The organism is Vibrio sp. vnigr-6D03 (genome assembly GCF_002835515.1).
Classification (GTDB): domain Bacteria; phylum Pseudomonadota; class Gammaproteobacteria; order Enterobacterales; family Vibrionaceae; genus Vibrio; species Vibrio penaeicida.
This window is the reverse complement of sequence record NZ_PIZL01000001.1, coordinates 288,429-305,796: the sequence shown is the minus strand read 5'-3', so window position 1 is coordinate 305,796 and position 17,368 is coordinate 288,429. Positions and strand designations below refer to the sequence as shown.

Genomic DNA, 17,368 nt, shown 5'->3' with positions numbered 1-17,368 from the left:
GAATAGCGATATACATAGGTTTACACAATATATGATTCGTATATACTTTATATATTATTCATATTCAAAGAGTATATTTATGGGAATTGTGAAAATTGGGGATGACCTGCATGAAGAGATACGTCAATTCAGTAGTGTGATGAATCGCTCGATAAATGCACAAGCTGAGTTTTGGATAAAAATGGGGCGCTTGGCCGAGCTGAACCCAACCAAAACATTTCAAGAGTTGATTCTAGAGCAGATGAAAAGCGTGCCCTTGGTTCAGGAAGAGGCTGCGAATGAATAAGGTGCCGATTAAGTCCGCCCAAGAGATCGAATGGATGAGGGAATCTGGTCGTTTGTTAGCTCAGGTCTTTACCTACTTGAATACCAAGATAAAGCCGGGAGTGAACACATTTGATATTAACGAGTGGGTAGAAGAATATATTTTTGAAGAGCTGAAAGCACGCCCCGCAAGTATTGGGCAGTATGATTATCAATACGCGCTGAACAGTTCGATCAACCATGTGGTGTGCCACGGCATTCCCGATGAACGAGATATTCTCAAAAATAGCGACATCGTTAATATTGATATAACGCTAGAAAAAAACGGCTACATTGCGGATTCCAGTAAAATGTACGTTATGCCAGAAGCGTCACCACAAGCTCGACAATTGGTTCAAGCAACCTACGACGCTATGTGGCAAGGGATTCGGGTGGTTAAGCCCGGAGCGACACTTGGGGATGTGGGTTATGCCATTCAAAAGCACGCCGAAACCCATGGATACAGTATTGTGCGTGAGTATTGTGGGCATGGCATAGGCAAAGAAATGCACGAAGAACCGCATGTGCTCCATTACGGGCGACAAGGCGCTGGAGTCAAACTCAAAGCAGGCATGACGTTCACAATAGAACCCATGGTTAATCAGGGAACGCACCGAACTAAGCTTAAATCGGACGGTTGGACCGTTGTGACCAAAGACAAAAAGCTGTCGGCCCAGTGGGAGCATACCGTTTTAGTGACGGAAACAGGATTTGAAGTGCTTACACTTCGTCCAGATGAAAAGTGAAGTGCGCAATGGTAGCCGCCGCTAAATCTGAGATTTATTCGAATAAAAAGAGAGGTTCCAAATACGAACCATAGGCTCGCTCTTCAATGAAGAAATTTGAAACCATCTCTTTTCTGATTTACAGAGATACCAAGTTGACGCTAGTCAGATGACTTAATGTGCCTTCGGTGGCTTTGAACATCTCGATACATCTTAGTCAGAGACTTATATTTCTGCTTTTGCTCGGCGAGGCTTGCGCCATTACGGGCTTGTTCTCGCAAAAGCTTGAAATAGTTTTTCAAACGCCGCTCTTCTAAGTTACCTTCATCTATGGCTTTTTTAACAGCACAACCTGGCTCAGTTTCATGTTGGCAGTCTCCAAATCGACATTCGAGTGCCAGTGTTTCAATGTCGGAGAAGGTGCTGCTTACGCCTTGTGAGCAATCCGGGAGTTGCAGCTCGCGCATTCCGGGCGTGTCTAAAATTAACCCTCCATCGGGGATAATGTGCATGGAACGAGACGTGGTAGTATGGCGTCCTTTATCGTCGTCTTCTCTTATCCCTCCGGTTTTTTGTAACTCGCTTTGAGTCAGAGTATTGATAAGAGTGGACTTACCAACACCAGAAGAGCCGATAACACCCGTCGTTGTTCCAGATTTACACCAAGGCTTGATCTGAGCGACGCTGTCGAAATCCAACCCATTGATGCTAATCACAGGTAGAAGTGGATCTATCGCTTGTACTTGCTCAATGAAATCGTCTGTATTTTCACACTGGTCAGATTTAGTTAAAACAATGACAGATTGAATATTGCTCTCTTTCGCTAGGGTTAAATAACGCTCGACTCGGCTGAGATTAAAATCGTCATTCAATGAGCTGACGATAAGTAACGTATCCAAATTCGCGGCAATATGCTGCTCCTGTAACTTACTGCCGGCGGCTTTGCGTGATATGAGTGTGGAGCGTTCTAGGTGACGAGAGAAACGTCCATTTCCATCTAGCAAAATCCAATCCCCAACCGTTAACTCTGGCAGTTTGGAGGTGATGGGCAGTACTACTTTGCCTTGTTCGGCCCAAAGCTCATATTGGGAGCGATGGTGCGCAGAAACACGTGCAATATGATGGTGTTCGTAATCTTCTAACGTCAGTTGTTGTTGAAAGTAAGGTTGCCAACCAAGTTGTGGCAAAGTGAAACTAGAATTCATTTGTCTTCCCCAGACAACGCGCACAGAAATGCGCAATACATAAAAAGTATTGGGGTCGAAATTCGTTTAGATGTGCGTCGAGTTAGACGCGAGACCCCGGTTTAGATACACCGGGCAATAGAAAGGGATTCGCTGGTAAGAAAATTGGGTTGCTAGCGAGTAACGATTTCTTTTGCCGGGCGGTTTTTTAATACAATCATGTTGACTCCTTATAGGCGGCTTATTCGATAGGAATGGCTATGTACAGCCAGACCGATTGCGAAGAATCCAGTTTGACAATAGAGGCTAGATTCTTCGCTGGTATTATACTCAATAAATGTCAATGAGCAACTTAGTGGCTATGCTTGTGCTTCATTCCAGACATGACTTTTTTGATTGGTGCTTTCACGGTTTTTTTATCACCGTTTGCGAACGTTAAATTAATGTCGACAGATTCGCCTTCTTTCAGCGCTTGTTTTAGGTCGAAAAGCATAATATGCAATCCGCCAGGCTTTAATGATACGTCGCCATTTGCTGGTATTTCGATCGTATCTACCTGACGCATTTTCATTACGTCGCCTTCAGTAATCACAGTGTGAAGTTCCACACGACCCGCAGCAGGTGTTGTTGCTGAAACAATCGCACGATCTTTGTCAGAGCCGTTCATGATATGCATGAATGCGGCACTGGTTGGTGCATTAGGTGGAGTTGCACGGACATAAGGCTCGTGAATCATTAGACCTTTTGATTCATGGTGAGCTGCGCTAACAATAGGGGCTAATGTTAGAGCGGCAAGTAGAAGAGCTTTACGTTTCATGTTGTTATCCTTGGTTATTTTGTGTTTTAAGAATATCTTTCATCGCGGCTAAAACCGGAGCCGGTGAAAGCGCATGCGGAACCTTAGTAATTAAGCTTCCATCGGGCTTCAAAAAGTAAAAGTAAGAGCTGTGGTCCAAGGTGTATTGCAAGGCAGAGTCAGCAAGTTCCGTTTTCCGGAAGATGACACCGTATTTACTTGCAAGAGGCTTGGTTGTATCGAGTGGCGCAGACAGTCCCTCGATATCTTTATGAAAATAGGCAGCATATTCGCTGGCGAGTTCAGGCGCATCACGTTCAGGATCAAGCGATATGAACATTGGGCGAAATTGCATTCTTTGTTCATCTTCGAGCTGATTAAGTGCACCAGCCATCATGGCGAGAGAAGTTGGGCACACATCAGGACATCGCGTAAAACCAAAATAGACTACCCGGACTCTGGAGTCGGCGAGATCGTTCAAGTTAACAGGTGTGTTGTCGGCACCAAATAAAGTCACAGGCGCGCTGCTGCTTTCACTCGCCACTGGTAAGGCATTTTGTTGGTCGAAATACATCTTCACTGAAATACCAAGAGCGAATGCCACAACAAGTGCTAGAGCCCAATTCTTATTCATGTATCGTCCTCATTTTTAATGCCGTTTGAACTTCTTTTTGTCCATCGCTCAGTTGTCCGTACCATGTCATCGTATCTATGGTGCAAACTGGCAACATGAGTTCACCTTCATAGTGACCGTTTCCTTGACCTTCGAGACGAAACTTCACAACCCCCATATCCATTTCCAATCCTTCCATTTCTAATGTCAAAGATTGAGCTTGGCTTTCTGGCCAAACAACGAATACTCGAGTAGGTTCCAAAGGCTGTGTTGAATCATGCTCCATCACGATGGTTGTACCACCGCTTTTGCAAGGCGTGGTCGAAAGCATGCAATAATCATCTAGATCGACAGCTTGAGTATCTGATTGCATTGCGTCTAATAAACTTGGGGTAAAGTAACCCGCTAGAAGCGCTAAAAATATGAATGTAACAGGTATTAATTTTTGCAACATTTTCTAAGATAAATCACTAATTTATAAACATGGGAATGCTAGCACATAGCGCCGTATGCGTAACCGTTTTTAAGTCAGAGTGTGACTGCTGTTTGATGGCAGATTGTGGATGGATCCCAAAATACAAAGGAGCCAATCTGTAGGCTCCTTTGTACTGCATTTTAGAATAGGGTCTGTGTGGGTTTATCTGATGCGATTACTCGGAACGAGAACCAAACTTTTCCAATCCCCAAACCAGTCCAATTCCCGCGACCATCATAATAATGGCAAGAGTTAATTGAGAAGGCTGCTGAATCACAGTTTCAAATTCAAATGGTGACAAGTTGTGTTGTACAAGAGGAACTTGCTCACCTTTAGAATTGGTACGCCAAGAAATGGTTTCTTTCCAAGGCCAAATTTTGGGCAGTGTTCCTAGCATCAAACCGGTTAGGAAAGTGAGCGTGAAGTCTCGGAAACGTTTCAGAAGCCAAGATAGTACATGCGAGAAGCTCAGTATGCCGACAACACAACCGAGCATAAATAGCATCAATACATCAATCTGAAGCCCTTTTGCTGCCGCTAGAATAGGGGCGTACATGCCTAAAAGAAGAAGAATAAAACTGCCTGAGATTCCGGGCAGGATCATCGCACAGATCGCAATCATACCTGCGATGAAGATATTCAAGCTTGTGTCAGCCATTTGCAACGGGCTTAACACGGTGATGGTGTAAGCAAAACCGACGCCTAACAGTAAAAATAGACCGGTTACGACATTCTTCTTTTCGACTTGCTTAAGAACATGAACAACGGAAATAAGAATCAGGCCAAAAAAGAACGACCAAAGCGGAATGGGGTGGGTAACCAGCAACCACGAAATCAGTTTTGCTAGCGTAAGGATACTTAAGATGATCCCACTGAACAGAGTAATAAGGAACAAGCCGTTGATGTGTTCAAAGGCAGCCTTAAAGCCTTCTTTTCGCCATATGCCTATAATAGATGGGTTAACACGACGGATACTTTCCAACAATGTATCGTAAATTCCCGTAATGAAGGCGATGGTACCACCTGACACACCAGGTACGACATCTGCGGCGCCCATGGCAATACCTTTAAAAAAGGTTTTCAAAAGATTCATTAAAGTCGTTCATTTTCTTCGATAAAAGGTGAGGCGATTATGATATAGAATGCTTTTGAATGAAAGTAACAACTTGTACAGACGCAGTTGTCCCTGTGACGTTAGGTCTGGCTCGATAATAAACAACCTTTTTAAGGTAGGGTCATGATCATTATGTTGTACTAATTCTGCGTTTCTTTTTGCTTGATTTGAGCGCATTTGAAAATAATGACAAAAGTTGGCACACCCATTGCAATATTACTTGTGACCCTTATTAAAGCCGAGGGTCACCTAGCCAACTGACGTTGTTAGTGAACCCGATTTGTTCACAAAAAATATAAGCCAATCGCCATTTGCGGTTGGCTATTTTTTTACCTTCTGTTTACCCTGTCCAATATAAGTCATTGTAAATTATAGATATTACTCTCGTGTGTTCTATGGGATTATTGCGCCGTCTTTATGTGAGAATGGTCAATAAAACACGTGTAACGCCTGACAATTCAATCAATATTATATGCGTTTTGTTTTACATTTTGCATCTATTTGCAAAATGGGATTTGCAAAATGCAAAATATGGGGTGAAAATGTGTTTTATAGCTCAAAAGAGCCAAATATGACAATTAGATTTTGATCACAAATCTATATTCTGGAAGAGGTTTCTTTGGGGCTTATAAATGCGAGTGAATTATAGGAAATTAGAGATTCTTAAAAGCCCAACGATAGGCGTTGTAAATAGCTTCTTTCGCGTCTCCTTTCTTCGTTATACCTGTGCTCGACAATATGTGGTTCGCCGGCCAAGTTAACACCTCTTGTACTGAGGCTCGCAATAAAGAGGTCTTGTTAATTTGTACTCTATCCCATATTGGTAAGCTCATCGCGTAAGATGCACCATTTAGAATTGCGTAGAGCCGTTGGCTCAAGGGCTGATGGGGCTGAGACATAACCAGTATATCCGGCAGTAATAGGGTGCGACTGACTGGGTCACAGAATAGAACTTTCCTAGGCTGGTCAGATCCAAGTATTGAAGCTTGAAATACTTCTCCTTTTAGAAAAGGGTGCGTTGACGAAGATAACGCGTCGTCGAAGTTAAGATCGGAGCGCGTTTGAATGACTGTTGGGGTCGCTAGAAAATACGCGTCTGAATACGCCAACCACCATTCCGACAGAGCATAATGGTAGCTTGGTGATGATACTATTACCTGACCTACCATGCCGATCTCAGAAAGGGACAGTTGCAGCTGAGTGGTTAACTCTACAGGGTTGATGACTATCAGCATCCCGTCATTTCTTTTTAAAACAAACATTCTATGTATGTTGGTTATGCCGAAATGACGGGTTTTGGTATCCCAGTACCATAGGCGATCAGAGTGCCATTCGATTAACATCAGACCTCCATGTCTGCATTCAAGCTATACCCCAAGTATCTTGAGGTCACACCTATTGGCATTTCGCCGTATGCTCTAGACGTAACCCATTAGGTGAAGAAGATTTTCGGCAGTTTCTACTGCTTCCTTTCTATTTGCAATAGCCAATTTTTGATACAAGTTTCGAATGTGGGTCTTGATGGTGGTACCTGCAACATCCAGCTCATGAGAAATTTGCTCGTTACTTAACCCTGCATATATTAACCCAAGAACCTGCCATTCCCTTTGGGTTAACGGGCTGGTTTTGACCAATTCGGGGACATCAGGGTGATTGACTAATTTCTCGATCAGTTGTTCATCAAAATGGACTGAGCGATTACGATGTTTGTTGCTTATCTCTTTGAGCAACTGTTGAATGCGATGCTTTTCAATATCCCCCACGCTGGCCTTAGCCAACAAGTTTGTTAGTGGGCTAAGCAGTCGCTCTCCATCAACTAAGTAATAACCTATAAAGCCTGTTTGTAAGGTCAATTTCATTGCTTTTTCGAGTGCATCTTCTGCTTTTTCTTGCTCATCCATCAAGATATGAATGTTGGCTTCCAATACGAGATTTCTATTTTGATCGGTGATCAAACAAGCACTTATGGCTTCATCTTGCAAAAATGTCATGGTTTCTTTAGCTTGTTCAACCATATTTAAACTGAGGTAAGCTCGGCAAATATTGCGCCATTGGAGCTGGCTGAAGTGATTTCGTGCGGCAGTAGGGCGTTGAACTGCACCTAACCAATGTTCAATTTCTGACGACATCCCTTTAGCTTGCCAATACAGCAATAGTGAAAGTGATGCGTTGGCACTCCAATCTATGTGATAGTCCGAATGCTGGATTAGGTGCTGAATTTGTTCAACATAGCGTGCCGCTTTATCCAATTCTCCGCGACCAATGGCAATTCGAGCCAGCATAGAGTAGCCAAATAAATGGTTACTTTGATCGTGCTTTCCAAGAACATCCAGACCACGGAATGCGCAATCTTCTGCTTCGTCTAACTTGTTCCATCCCCAAAGTACTTGAGCACGAATTCGAAGCAGAAATTCATGGAGAGGAAGTTGGTTTAAATGCTGTTCTTGCACCAAGCGGAATGCTTTGTCTTGAACTTCATATGCTGATTGTACAAGCCCTTGTGCAATCAAAATCTCGCTTTGTTGCAATAGTGCCCACAATGCTTGAGGGACAATTTGGTATTGGCGCGCCAGCTTTTCTGTTTGCTGCATCAAAGGCAGAGCACGATCCAAATGACCCAAAACATGGTTGACTTCTCCCATGACCGATGTTGCAACAATTCGGCTACGGTAAGTGGTGGGGTTGAGTTGGCTAAGCGCAAGTTCCGCTAATTTTTGTGCACGTTCTGGTTCATTTTGATTAATAGAAACCTGTGCCAATAAAGCGTTTACTTGCCCTTGATCATTATTCGTTAGCTCTATTTCTTTGAGAGCGAGTTGTTTACCCGCTTCATCAAGCAATGCTCCTACTCTGTCGTATTGGTGCTGACTTTGAGCTATCCACGCTCGTAACAGTGCTAAGCTTGGCTGGCTGAATCGCTGGTCGACAGGCAAAAACTCCAAAGCACGCTCCAATAATGCGAGCTCCCCTTTGTTGAACATTGACCACCCGTGCTCATTTAAAATATGAATCACGAGATCGCCGTCTTTCGATTTTAAGGCGTGATTAAGAGCTTGATCGGAGTTCTTGTGATGCAACCAAGCCTTTGCAGCTGCCTGATGAAGAGGGGCGTCTTGATTCGGTAAGTGAGTTTGCCTTTCATGCGCGAGGAATTCACCGAATAAATTGTGGAAGCGATACCAGTTTTGTTCACCTTCTAATGGATAGATGAACAAACCAAACCGGTTAAGGTTTTCTATCATACTCAACGAGTCTTCTCTGCCTGTTACTTGAACCGCGAGTGCGTCGTTAAACATATCGAATACCGAACATTGCATTAAAAAATGCCTTGTTTCTGAATCTAACAAGTCGAACACTTCTTCAACCAAATAATCCCAAAGATGACTATGATTGAAATCCGATATGGTTGCCGCGGATTGACTTAGCGTTCTTTTTTGATGCTGTGCTTGTAAAGCAAAAAGTTGAAGGGCAGAAGGCCAACCTTCTACGTATTGGCAAAGCATGTCTGCGGTAGAATCATCAATACCGTCGGTGACTCTTAAGTTAAAGAATCGGGTAGTTTCGTCTTTATCAAATGCCAGCGACTCGTTATCGACTTCAATCATTAAATCGCGAACGCGCAAGTTGGCAGCGCCCAAAGGAGGAAGAGCACGACTAGTGACAACTAAGGTGATGTTTTCCGGCAAATGTTTTAGGAAAAATCGTAACCCGTCGTGAATCTCTTCATTGACGATGCAGTGATAATCATCCAGCACCAGATAGCAGGTGTCGGTGGTTTGGCTTATTTCAGAAAAGAGTTCACTGAATAAAGATTTGAGCGAAGAAAACTGTCTTTTTTCAGCCAGAGCGAGAGACTTCTTACAGGCGTTACCCGTCGCGTTATTGAGTGCTCGCAAAAAGTAGTTAACAAATCGGAAAGTTTCGTTATCCGTATCGTCAATACTGAACCACCCTACATTAGATTGCTCAGTCAGCCATTGCGCTGCCATGGTTGTTTTCCCATATCCAGCAGGTGAGCGAAACAATATCAGCTTACAGAAGGGTGCTTGTTTGAGCAGCTCTAGCACTCTTGGTCTGAGAATAGCGTTGTGTAGGCGTTTAGGACGAGTAAGCTTAGAAGGGATCCACATGGTTATACTTCTAGTTATTGGTGAATTCTAGCTGGGATACTACGAGGAGCCGTTCTCACCTACCTTGATCGATCTCTTAAATCCGAGTTTGTGGCGAATAACGGGGGCTTCTACGCCCTAAAAATGTGATATAAGTCTCATTGATTCATGGGTCAGAATAGAAATTAGGTTAAGAAAACACGAATTTGGAGCGCGTATAAACAAATTGTGTTGCCCATTTGTAGTGCAGTAGTGAGCGTGATTAGGCTTAAAACTCGAATATCGTCATTGTATTTCCGACCCGATTACTTGTGTTGCAAAAAAAACATGAATTTGATCACCTTAGGCGTTTATGCTGTGCGACATTTGAGTGATAGCTCACCACGTTGATGCATTTCTCAACCCTACGCCCTCTTTCCTCCTCCTTCTCATCCCCTAATCAGGATGATGTTTTCATCCCTCATTAAGCGGAACATAGCCATGCTACCCAAGCGGTTTTTGTTAGATGGCTGCACTTGTTTCGTTAGGTGCAACTCAAAACGATGTTTGCTGTGAGCATTAACACCAGAATCGATATTACTGGCTGGTTTCTCAAAGCTTAATCACCGCTTGGTTATCGTCCCAAGTATGCTTTTTGTGCTGAGTTTTCGTCCGTTAATGGCTTGCCTAATAAGAGTCAACTGCGTTTGGTAGTCTATCGCATAAGGTTGTTTGGGGTTATGGAGAACCAACAATGAGAATTCCAAATGAAGCCTAATAAGCAATCAAATATAGAAAAACAAAAGAATTTTAATAAAGAAGAGTTCAAACAGTCCGTAAAAAAACATTTGGCAGCAACTTATGCAACAACCGTTGAAAACGCGTCTGAAAGAGCTTGGTACTTAGCAACAGGTCGTGCGTTGGCAGAGCTTACAACTTTCGACTTGCTTGAAACTGAAAACGATCCAAATATCAAAAACGCTCGGAGCGTCAACTACCTATCCCTTGAATTCCTTATTGGTCGATTAACGGGCAACAACCTAATTAGTATGGGGTTGTATGAAGCTGTCGATGAAGCTGTAAAAGAGTTAGGTCAGAACCTAACAGACATCCTCGAAGAAGAACGGGACCCAGCCTTAGGAAATGGTGGCTTGGGGCGTTTGGCAGCTTGCTTTATGGATTCTTGTGCCGCCCAACAGTACCCAACGGTTGGCTATGGTCTTCACTACGAATATGGGTTATTTCGCCAATCATTTGAAGAATGCCACCAAAAAGAAGCGCCAGATGCGTGGGCAGGTGTTGAGGGATATCCGTGGGAAATTGCGAGACCAGAATTTGCTCAACAAGCCGGATTTTACGGGTTTGTCGAGACGTACCTAAATGATGCTGGTGTAGAAAAACGCCGCTGGAAACCGGGCATGTTTGTTCAAGGTATGCCGTGGGACATGCCAATTGTGGGCTATCAAAGTCGCACCGTTTATCCACTCAGACTGTGGGAATGCCGCGCCATTGCGCCATTTAGCTTGGCAAGCTTTAACAACGGTGACTATTTTGAAGCACAGCATGCTCTTATTGATGCCGGTAACGTAACAAAAGTTCTTTATCCGAACGACAACCACGAAAAAGGAAAAACGCTGCGTCTGATGCAACAATACTTCCATGTGCGTTGTTCAATGGCGGATATTTTACGTCGCCATACAGAAAATGGTCACGCGCTAGAGAAGCTCCCAGAATACGAAACCATTCAGTTAAACGACACGCACCCAACAGTCGCTATCCCAGAGCTGATGCGTATTCTAATCGATGAGCACAATTATGAATGGGATGCAGCATGGCAGATATGTTCCAGCACCTTTGCGTACACCAACCATACCTTGCTACCAGAAGCGTTGGAAACATGGAGCGAAGCTTTGCTTCAGCGTTTGCTTCCACGCCATATGGAAATCATTTACCAAATTAACCACTTATTCCTTCTTGAAGTGAAAGAGAAGTGGCCCGGTGATGTCGACAAGATGCGCAAGCTTTCCATCATTGAAGAAGGGACTCACCGAATGGTGCGAATGGCGAACTTGTGTGTGGTTGGTGCCTATGCTGTCAACGGGGTAGCTGCGCTTCACTCTGCTCTAGTTAAGAAAGATCTTTTCCCTGAATTTCATGAAATGTTCCCTACGCGATTACAAAATGTAACCAATGGGGTAACACCAAGGCGTTGGTTGAAGTTTTGTAACCCTGAGCTTTCAAACCTTATCACCAGCAAAATAGGTGAGGATTGGATCGCAGACTTAGATGAACTAAGAAAAATTGAGTCGTTTTCGACAGATACCGAGTTCCAAGCGGACTTCATGCGTGTGAAACAAGAGAACAAGCAGCGCTTAGCGAACTGGGTCAAAGACAACATGGATATTGAGTTAGATACCAATGCCATATTCGATGTCCAGATCAAACGTCTGCATGAATATAAGCGTCAGCATCTAAACTTGCTGCACATACTATCCCTGTATCACAGGCTACTCAACGAGCCTTCGTTTGACATGGTGCCTCGTGTCGTTTTCTTTGCAGCCAAAGCCGCGCCAGGTTACCACTTGGCTAAAGAAATTATTTATGCCATCAACAAAGTGGCAGAGAAAATCAACAGTGATAATCGCGTTAATCACAAACTTAAAGTGGTGTTCATGCCTGATTATCGCGTCAGCATGGCGGAAATCATCATCCCGGCAGCGGATGTATCTGAGCAAATCTCTACGGCAGGTAAAGAAGCATCCGGTACAGGTAACATGAAACTCGCGCTCAATGGTGCTCTGACTATTGGAACAATGGACGGTGCCAATGTCGAGATTCGAGAAGAAGTCGGAGACGACAACATTTACATTTTCGGTTTAGAAGTGGATGAAGTCACAGCTCTGCGTGAGAAAGGCTATAACCCGTATGATTATTACCATGCCGACCACCTTCTGAAAGCATCGCTCGATCTCCTTATTGGCGAAGAATTTACGCCAGGGGAACCCGGTCGTTTGGCGGCTACTTACCACAGCCTGTTGGATGGGGGAGACCCATATCTGGTTCTCGCTGATTTCGCGTCCTACGTAAAAGCACATGAAGATATGGACGTTCAATATCGAGACCAACAAGGTTGGGCGAGAAAAGCCATTATCAATACCGCTTTGGTTGGGAAATTTAGCTCGGATAGAAGTATCCGTGACTACGTGAACAACATTTGGAAACTGAAAGCGGTTAAGCGTCAGTAATAGGTAAAAAGCCCTTAGGTAAAGCTTAAGGGCTCAGTTGGCTAGGTTTGATAAGCTGAAGTGGGTGAATTTGGTGAAGACATTCCCCTCTTTTGCATCAGAAATACAGGAAGGTAGGAAACGTCGACCTTCGGAGAACGATATGAAAGAAGCAAGTAAGACCACACCAGAAGCAATAAAACGCGTTGCTTCTATGGCAAATATTTCGGAACACTACATTAATGCTATGGGAGAAGAAACAAACGTCTCCGCGGCAACTGTCGAGTATTTACTGTCGTCCTTGGGCTACGACGTTTCGAATGATAAAGCACTGTTAAAATCGGCCGAGAAAAAGCATAAGAAGCCTGTTTTACAATCCATGCTGGTACTGACGGATGACGAAGATGTGCATGTAGACTTGCACCTTGGGGCGAGTGCGCGTGAGAGCGAATTCAGTTGGCGTTTAGAGACAGAAGAAGGTGATGTGCTTGAAGGGTATCTGCAATCTCAGATAGTGAGTGATCGCCGCAAAGCAGGTGGACCACTTACTTTTTCTTTGCCTAATAACCTTCCTTGGGGGTACCACAAACTCACATTAACGCGTAAGCGCCGAAAAGCTCCTTATGAAATGACGTTAGTCATCGCCCCTAAAAGTTGCTACAAACAAGAACCCCTGCTGTGTGATGAGAAAATGTGGGGACCGAGCATTCAGTTATACACCTTACGCACATCCCATAACTGGGGCATGGGTGACTTTGGAGACTTAAAGCAACTTGTTGGAGAAGTAGCAGAAAGGGGAGGGGATTTCATTGGGCTCAATCCAATTCATTCCTTGTTTCCTGCCAACCCAGAAGGTGCAAGCCCATACAGTCCCTCGTCTCGACGTTGGTTAAACATACTGTATATCGATGTAAGTTCCGTCCCTGAATTTGCACTGAGTAAGGAAGCACAAGCCCGAGTGGGTAGTTCTGAGTTTCAACAGCGTTTACATCAAGCACGAGAATCCCATTGGGTGAACTACAGTGAAGTGTCTGCTCTGAAAATGAATGTACTACCGACACTCTACCAAGAATTTAAACGCCGGCATTTAGATAACAATACCGATAGAGCGTCAGAGTTCATGCGGTTTGTTGATAATGGCGGACAAAGCTTACTGCAACAAGCAACTTTCGATGCACTGCATGCCCACTTGCGCGAGCAATATGATGACATTTGGGGCTGGCCGGTATTCCCTGAAAAGTACCAAAAATATCATAGCCCATCGGTACGCAAGTTTATTGTTGATGAGGAAGATTCCATCCAGCTATATCTGTATTTGCAGTGGATTGCGGATAGTCAGATCCAAGAAGCTCAACTATTGGCCGAAGAAAAAGGCATGCAAATAGGGTTGTACAGAGACCTAGCGGTTGGGGTTTCCGATGCGGGTTCAGAAACGTGGGCGGATACTGGAGAGCTGTGTCAGGATGTGAGCATTGGCGCGCCACCAGATATTCTAGGGCCACTTGGTCAAAATTGGGGGCTACCTCCGCTCAACCCGCAGGAGCTTCAAGCAAGGTCGTACAAGCCATTTATCGATTTGATTCGAGCAAATATGAATCACTGCGGAGCGTTGCGAATTGATCATGTTTTAGGGTTACTTCGCCTTTGGTGGGTACCAAAGGGGCAGAATGCGTCTGAAGGTGCTTATATTTACTATCCAGTAAAAGAGCTTCTTGCATTGCTGGCACTTGAAAGCCATCGCTACAAGTGTTCAGTCATTGGTGAAGACTTAGGGACGGTGCCGGATGAAATTGTCGAGTTACTTTCTGATGCGGGCATTCATTCTTATAAAGTTTTCTTTTTTGAAGTGGCTGAAGATGGTGGCTATTACTCTCCGGAGCATTATTCACAACAGTCTATGTCGGCACTTTGTACTCACGATATGCCGACCTTGAAAGGCTTTTGGCATTGTGATGATTTAAAGCTTGGACAGGAACTCGGGCTATACCCGGATGAAGCACAGTTAAATAAACTGTTTGACGATAGGCTAAGAAGCAAACAAGAGATTCTTAACAGTGTCGCTTGGCACGGATATCTGCCAGAAGGCATCGGCCGGGATGCAGCAACCGTTCCAATGGATAGGCACTTAAGTGAAGCTCTTCAGTTGCATTTAGCCGCCGGTAACAGTGCGTTATTTAGCGTGCAATTAGAAGATTGGCTTGAGATGGATAACCCAGTCAACATTCCAGGTACCGTTGATGAGTACCCCAACTGGCGGCGAAAGCTTTCAGTTAATTTGGATAATATTTTTTCTAACGACAACATTCACAGTCTAGCCGAGCAATTAACGGCACTTAGGAAAAATCGAGCTTAATCCTTTTTATGCAAGTGATTTCATTTTTAAGTTGAGATGATAGACTGAATTGAAGAAAGAAGTGTCTATATAAAACCTGCACTGGGTAAAAATGAACTGGTGCAGGGTTTGTACTCTGCTTATGCAGATCAAACATCAAATATTTCAATAATTATTATTTAGCTAACAACGTTCTTAGGGGACAAGGCATTGAATAAAAAAAGACAACCCAAACGCGCCTATGCCCAACTTTCTCAAGCTGCATTTTCCGATCCATTTTCTTTTCTAGGTCCATACAGTCAAGAAAGTGGTATCGCGTTAAGAATCTGGATTCCGGGTGCAGACAATGTTCAGTTGGTATTAGACGACAATACTCGCCTTGATCTCGAAAGAGAGGAAGCGAGCGGCTTTATTCTAAAAGGTGATCTAGATTTAACACACATTCATTATCGCTTGGCTGTCGATTGGTCGGGTACAGAGCAGATAGTTGATGATCCTTATCAATATCATGGGCTCTACGCTGAATACGATGATTTGCATACCCCCAAGCAAATGTACCAACAGATGGGAGCGCAATTCGTTACCATGAACCGTGGTAGTGAAAAAGTAAGTGGTACTCGGTTTTTAGTTTATGCCCCACATGCTTCAGCAGTCAGTATTATCGGTGCTTTTAACCATTGGGATGGGCGTAGAAACCCATTACAAAAATTGGATTATGGAATTTGGGGATTGTTTGTTCCTGATCTACCGGAAGGCACGCAATACAAATTTGAAATGAAAGGACCAGATGGGGAAGGTTTACCCCACAAAGCGGATCCATGGGGATTTCATTCAGAACAACATCCGTCGTTTGCTTCACTGACGTACAATCACCAGCGATACGACTGGGCAGACAGCGCATGGCAAGAGCGTCCGGTCACAGAAAAACGTAAAGAAGCCCTTTCTTTTTATGAGCTGCATGCTGGTTCGTGGAAGCGCAATGAAAACGGTGATTTCCTCAATTACCGAGAATTAGCCGAGCAACTGATTCCTTATCTCAAAGACTTGGGATATACCCACGTTGAATTGATGCCCGTTTCAGAACACCCATTTTACGGTTCTTGGGGCTATCAACCTGTTGGCTTGTTTGCGCCTACGAGTCGCTTTGGATCGCCAGATGATTTTAAGTATTTTGTTGATCAGTGCCATCAGGCGGAAATTGGCGTAATACTTGATTGGGTGCCTGCGCACTTCCCATCAGACGACCATGGGTTGGCAAATTTTGATGGCACGCCGCTTTTTCACGACCCCGATCCACGCCGTGGCTGGCATCAGGATTGGAATTCATTTATCTATGATATGGGACAAGAGCACGTCCGCCGATTCTTGGTCTCGAATGCTCTCTATTGGTTTGAACAGTTCCACATCGATGGAATCCGAGTGGATGCCGTCGCTTCAATGATCTACTTAGATTATTCTCGCAGCCACGATCAATGGGTTCCTAACATCGATGGAGGAAACGAGAACTACGAAGCTATCGCGACGCTTAAATGGATGAATGAAGAGGTCTACCGACACTTCCCGAACGCGATGACCATAGCTGAAGAGTCAACGGCATTCCCTGGTGTATCTGCGCCAACCTTTATGGGAGGGCTTGGTTTTGGGTTTAAATGGAATATGGGTTGGATGCACGATAGCCTGTCTTACATAAAAGAAGATCCCGTCCATCGAAAATACCATCACGATACCATCACCTTCCCACTTGTGTACGCGCACAGTGAGAACTATGTGTTGTCGCTTTCTCATGATGAAGTGGTTTATGGCAAAGGTTCAATCCATAACAAGATGCCCGGTGATGAATGGCAGCAAACCGCTAACCTGAGAGCTTACATGGGGTACATGTATGCTCAACCGGGTAAGAAGTTGAACTTTATGGGTGCAGAGTTTGGTCAGACCGCGGAGTGGAATCACGATGATCAATTGCAGTGGTTCTTACTTGATTTTGAGCGGCACCAAGGCGTTCGAGATCTCACGCGTGATTTAAATTTCCTGTATCGCAATGAAAAAGCATTACACGATCAAGACAGTCACCCGAATGGGTTTGAGTGGCGCTTGCAAGATGCGAAAGAAGCGAGTGTATTGGCTCACGAGCGTATTGCTGAAAATGGCGACCGTATACTCATAATCAGTAATTTTACACCCGTGCCGCATGAACGTTTCCGATTAGGTGTGCCAAATTGCGGAACGTACACGTTGCTTTTGAATACGGATGATGTTGGTTACAGCGGCAGTGGCTTCAAGGTTTATGAGTCGGCAGAAACTGAACGTGTTGTTAGTGAAGGTTTAGATGACTCTTTATTGTTGAGTATTCCACCTCTATCGACGGTGTTTTATAAGCTTCAATAATTATACGTCCTAAAAACTAACATCGTAACCATAATCGAAATCAAAAAAAAGAGCGAGCCCGTGTAAACGGTCTCGCTCTTGTTTTTATAAGAACACGGCTACTTTGTAGAGAGTTCGATTATGGAGAAC

Annotated in this window: 12 protein-coding genes; 5 read left to right on the top strand and 7 right to left on the bottom strand. The window is 44.2% G+C overall.

Annotated features, from left to right (window positions below):
• Window positions 1-79: 79 nt before the first annotated feature.
• Together CW749_RS01310 and map are read left to right on the top strand one after the other, a co-directional pair.
• On the top strand, window positions 80-286 hold the full coding sequence (locus CW749_RS01310; protein WP_101110070.1) for a ParD-like family protein: 207 nt from the start codon (window positions 80-82) through the stop codon (window positions 284-286).
• Window positions 279-1,049, top strand: coding sequence for a type I methionyl aminopeptidase (gene map, locus CW749_RS01305; protein ID WP_101110069.1), 771 nt, complete (start codon window positions 279-281; stop codon window positions 1,047-1,049). Before CW749_RS01310 ends, map begins: the two co-directional genes overlap by 8 nt.
• A 140-nt stretch (window positions 1,050-1,189) precedes the next feature.
• On the opposite strand, the gene rsgA is transcribed toward map, so the two are convergent.
• The 7 genes from rsgA to malT all read right to left on the bottom strand — a co-directional run bounded on the left by rsgA (window position 1,190) and on the right by malT (window position 9,340).
• Window positions 1,190-2,233 (bottom strand): ribosome small subunit-dependent GTPase A, encoded by a 1,044-nt coding sequence (rsgA, locus tag CW749_RS01300; protein WP_101110068.1) that lies wholly within the window; start codon window positions 2,231-2,233, stop codon window positions 1,190-1,192.
• A gap of 331 nt (window positions 2,234-2,564) precedes the next feature.
• Complete coding sequence (locus CW749_RS01295; RefSeq protein WP_101110067.1) at window positions 2,565-3,029, bottom strand: copper chaperone PCu(A)C; 465 nt, start codon at window positions 3,027-3,029, stop codon at window positions 2,565-2,567.
• A 4-nt stretch (window positions 3,030-3,033) separates the two neighbouring features.
• Window positions 3,034-3,642 carry an SCO family protein gene (locus CW749_RS01290; RefSeq protein WP_101110066.1) on the bottom strand — a complete coding sequence of 203 codons (609 nt, stop codon included), beginning with the start codon at window positions 3,640-3,642 and terminating at the stop codon, window positions 3,034-3,036.
• A complete protein-coding gene (locus CW749_RS01285; RefSeq protein WP_101110065.1) occupies window positions 3,635-4,075 on the bottom strand; it encodes a hypothetical protein in 441 nt (146 codons plus the stop codon). The genes CW749_RS01290 and CW749_RS01285 overlap by 8 nt, the downstream gene beginning before the upstream one ends.
• A gap of 196 nt (window positions 4,076-4,271) precedes the next feature.
• The gene (locus tag CW749_RS01280; protein WP_101110064.1) at window positions 4,272-5,189 is read right to left on the bottom strand and encodes a DUF368 domain-containing protein; all 918 of its coding nucleotides are present in this window, start codon (window positions 5,187-5,189) and stop codon (window positions 4,272-4,274) included.
• A gap of 674 nt (window positions 5,190-5,863) precedes the next feature.
• Window positions 5,864-6,553, bottom strand: coding sequence for a hypothetical protein (locus tag CW749_RS01275; RefSeq protein ID WP_101110063.1), 690 nt, complete (start codon window positions 6,551-6,553; stop codon window positions 5,864-5,866).
• A 75-nt stretch (window positions 6,554-6,628) separates the two neighbouring features.
• Complete coding sequence (malT, locus tag CW749_RS01270; RefSeq protein ID WP_101110062.1) at window positions 6,629-9,340, bottom strand: HTH-type transcriptional regulator MalT; 2,712 nt, start codon at window positions 9,338-9,340, stop codon at window positions 6,629-6,631.
• A 725-nt stretch (window positions 9,341-10,065) separates the two neighbouring features.
• On the opposite strand from malT, the gene CW749_RS01265 reads away from it, so the two are divergent.
• The 3 genes from CW749_RS01265 (at window position 10,066) to glgB (ending at window position 17,239) form a co-directional block, all read left to right on the top strand.
• Window positions 10,066-12,543 (top strand): glycogen/starch/alpha-glucan phosphorylase, encoded by a 2,478-nt coding sequence (locus tag CW749_RS01265; RefSeq protein WP_101110061.1) that lies wholly within the window; start codon window positions 10,066-10,068, stop codon window positions 12,541-12,543.
• A gap of 142 nt (window positions 12,544-12,685) precedes the next feature.
• Window positions 12,686-14,875: a 4-alpha-glucanotransferase gene (gene malQ / locus CW749_RS01260; RefSeq protein ID WP_101110060.1), complete on the top strand. Its 2,190-nt coding sequence runs from the start codon at window positions 12,686-12,688 to the stop codon at window positions 14,873-14,875.
• A 189-nt stretch (window positions 14,876-15,064) separates the two neighbouring features.
• The gene (gene glgB / locus CW749_RS01255) at window positions 15,065-17,239 is read left to right on the top strand and encodes a 1,4-alpha-glucan branching protein GlgB (protein WP_101110059.1); all 2,175 of its coding nucleotides are present in this window, start codon (window positions 15,065-15,067) and stop codon (window positions 17,237-17,239) included.
• Window positions 17,240-17,368 lie beyond the last annotated feature (129 nt).

Excerpts from the sequence above, each read along its gene's own strand:
- CW749_RS01275 (WP_101110063.1), bottom strand. The coding sequence starts at position 6,553 with ATGTTAATCGAATGGCACTCTGATCGCCTATGGTACTGGGATACCAAA.
- CW749_RS01290 (WP_101110066.1), bottom strand. The coding sequence starts at position 3,642 with ATGAATAAGAATTGGGCTCTAGCACTTGTTGTGGCATTCGCTCTTGGT.
- malT (WP_101110062.1), bottom strand. The coding sequence starts at position 9,340 with ATGTGGATCCCTTCTAAGCTTACTCGTCCTAAACGCCTACACAACGCT.
- map (WP_101110069.1), top strand. The coding sequence starts at position 279 with ATGAATAAGGTGCCGATTAAGTCCGCCCAAGAGATCGAATGGATGAGG.
- CW749_RS01310 (WP_101110070.1), top strand. The coding sequence starts at position 80 with ATGGGAATTGTGAAAATTGGGGATGACCTGCATGAAGAGATACGTCAA.
- CW749_RS01285 (WP_101110065.1), bottom strand. The coding sequence starts at position 4,075 with ATGTTGCAAAAATTAATACCTGTTACATTCATATTTTTAGCGCTTCTA.
- malQ (WP_101110060.1), top strand. The coding sequence starts at position 12,686 with ATGAAAGAAGCAAGTAAGACCACACCAGAAGCAATAAAACGCGTTGCT.
- CW749_RS01295 (WP_101110067.1), bottom strand. The coding sequence starts at position 3,029 with ATGAAACGTAAAGCTCTTCTACTTGCCGCTCTAACATTAGCCCCTATT.
- CW749_RS01280 (WP_101110064.1), bottom strand. The coding sequence starts at position 5,189 with ATGAATCTTTTGAAAACCTTTTTTAAAGGTATTGCCATGGGCGCCGCA.
- CW749_RS01265 (WP_101110061.1), top strand. The coding sequence starts at position 10,066 with ATGAAGCCTAATAAGCAATCAAATATAGAAAAACAAAAGAATTTTAAT.
- rsgA (WP_101110068.1), bottom strand. The coding sequence starts at position 2,233 with ATGAATTCTAGTTTCACTTTGCCACAACTTGGTTGGCAACCTTACTTT.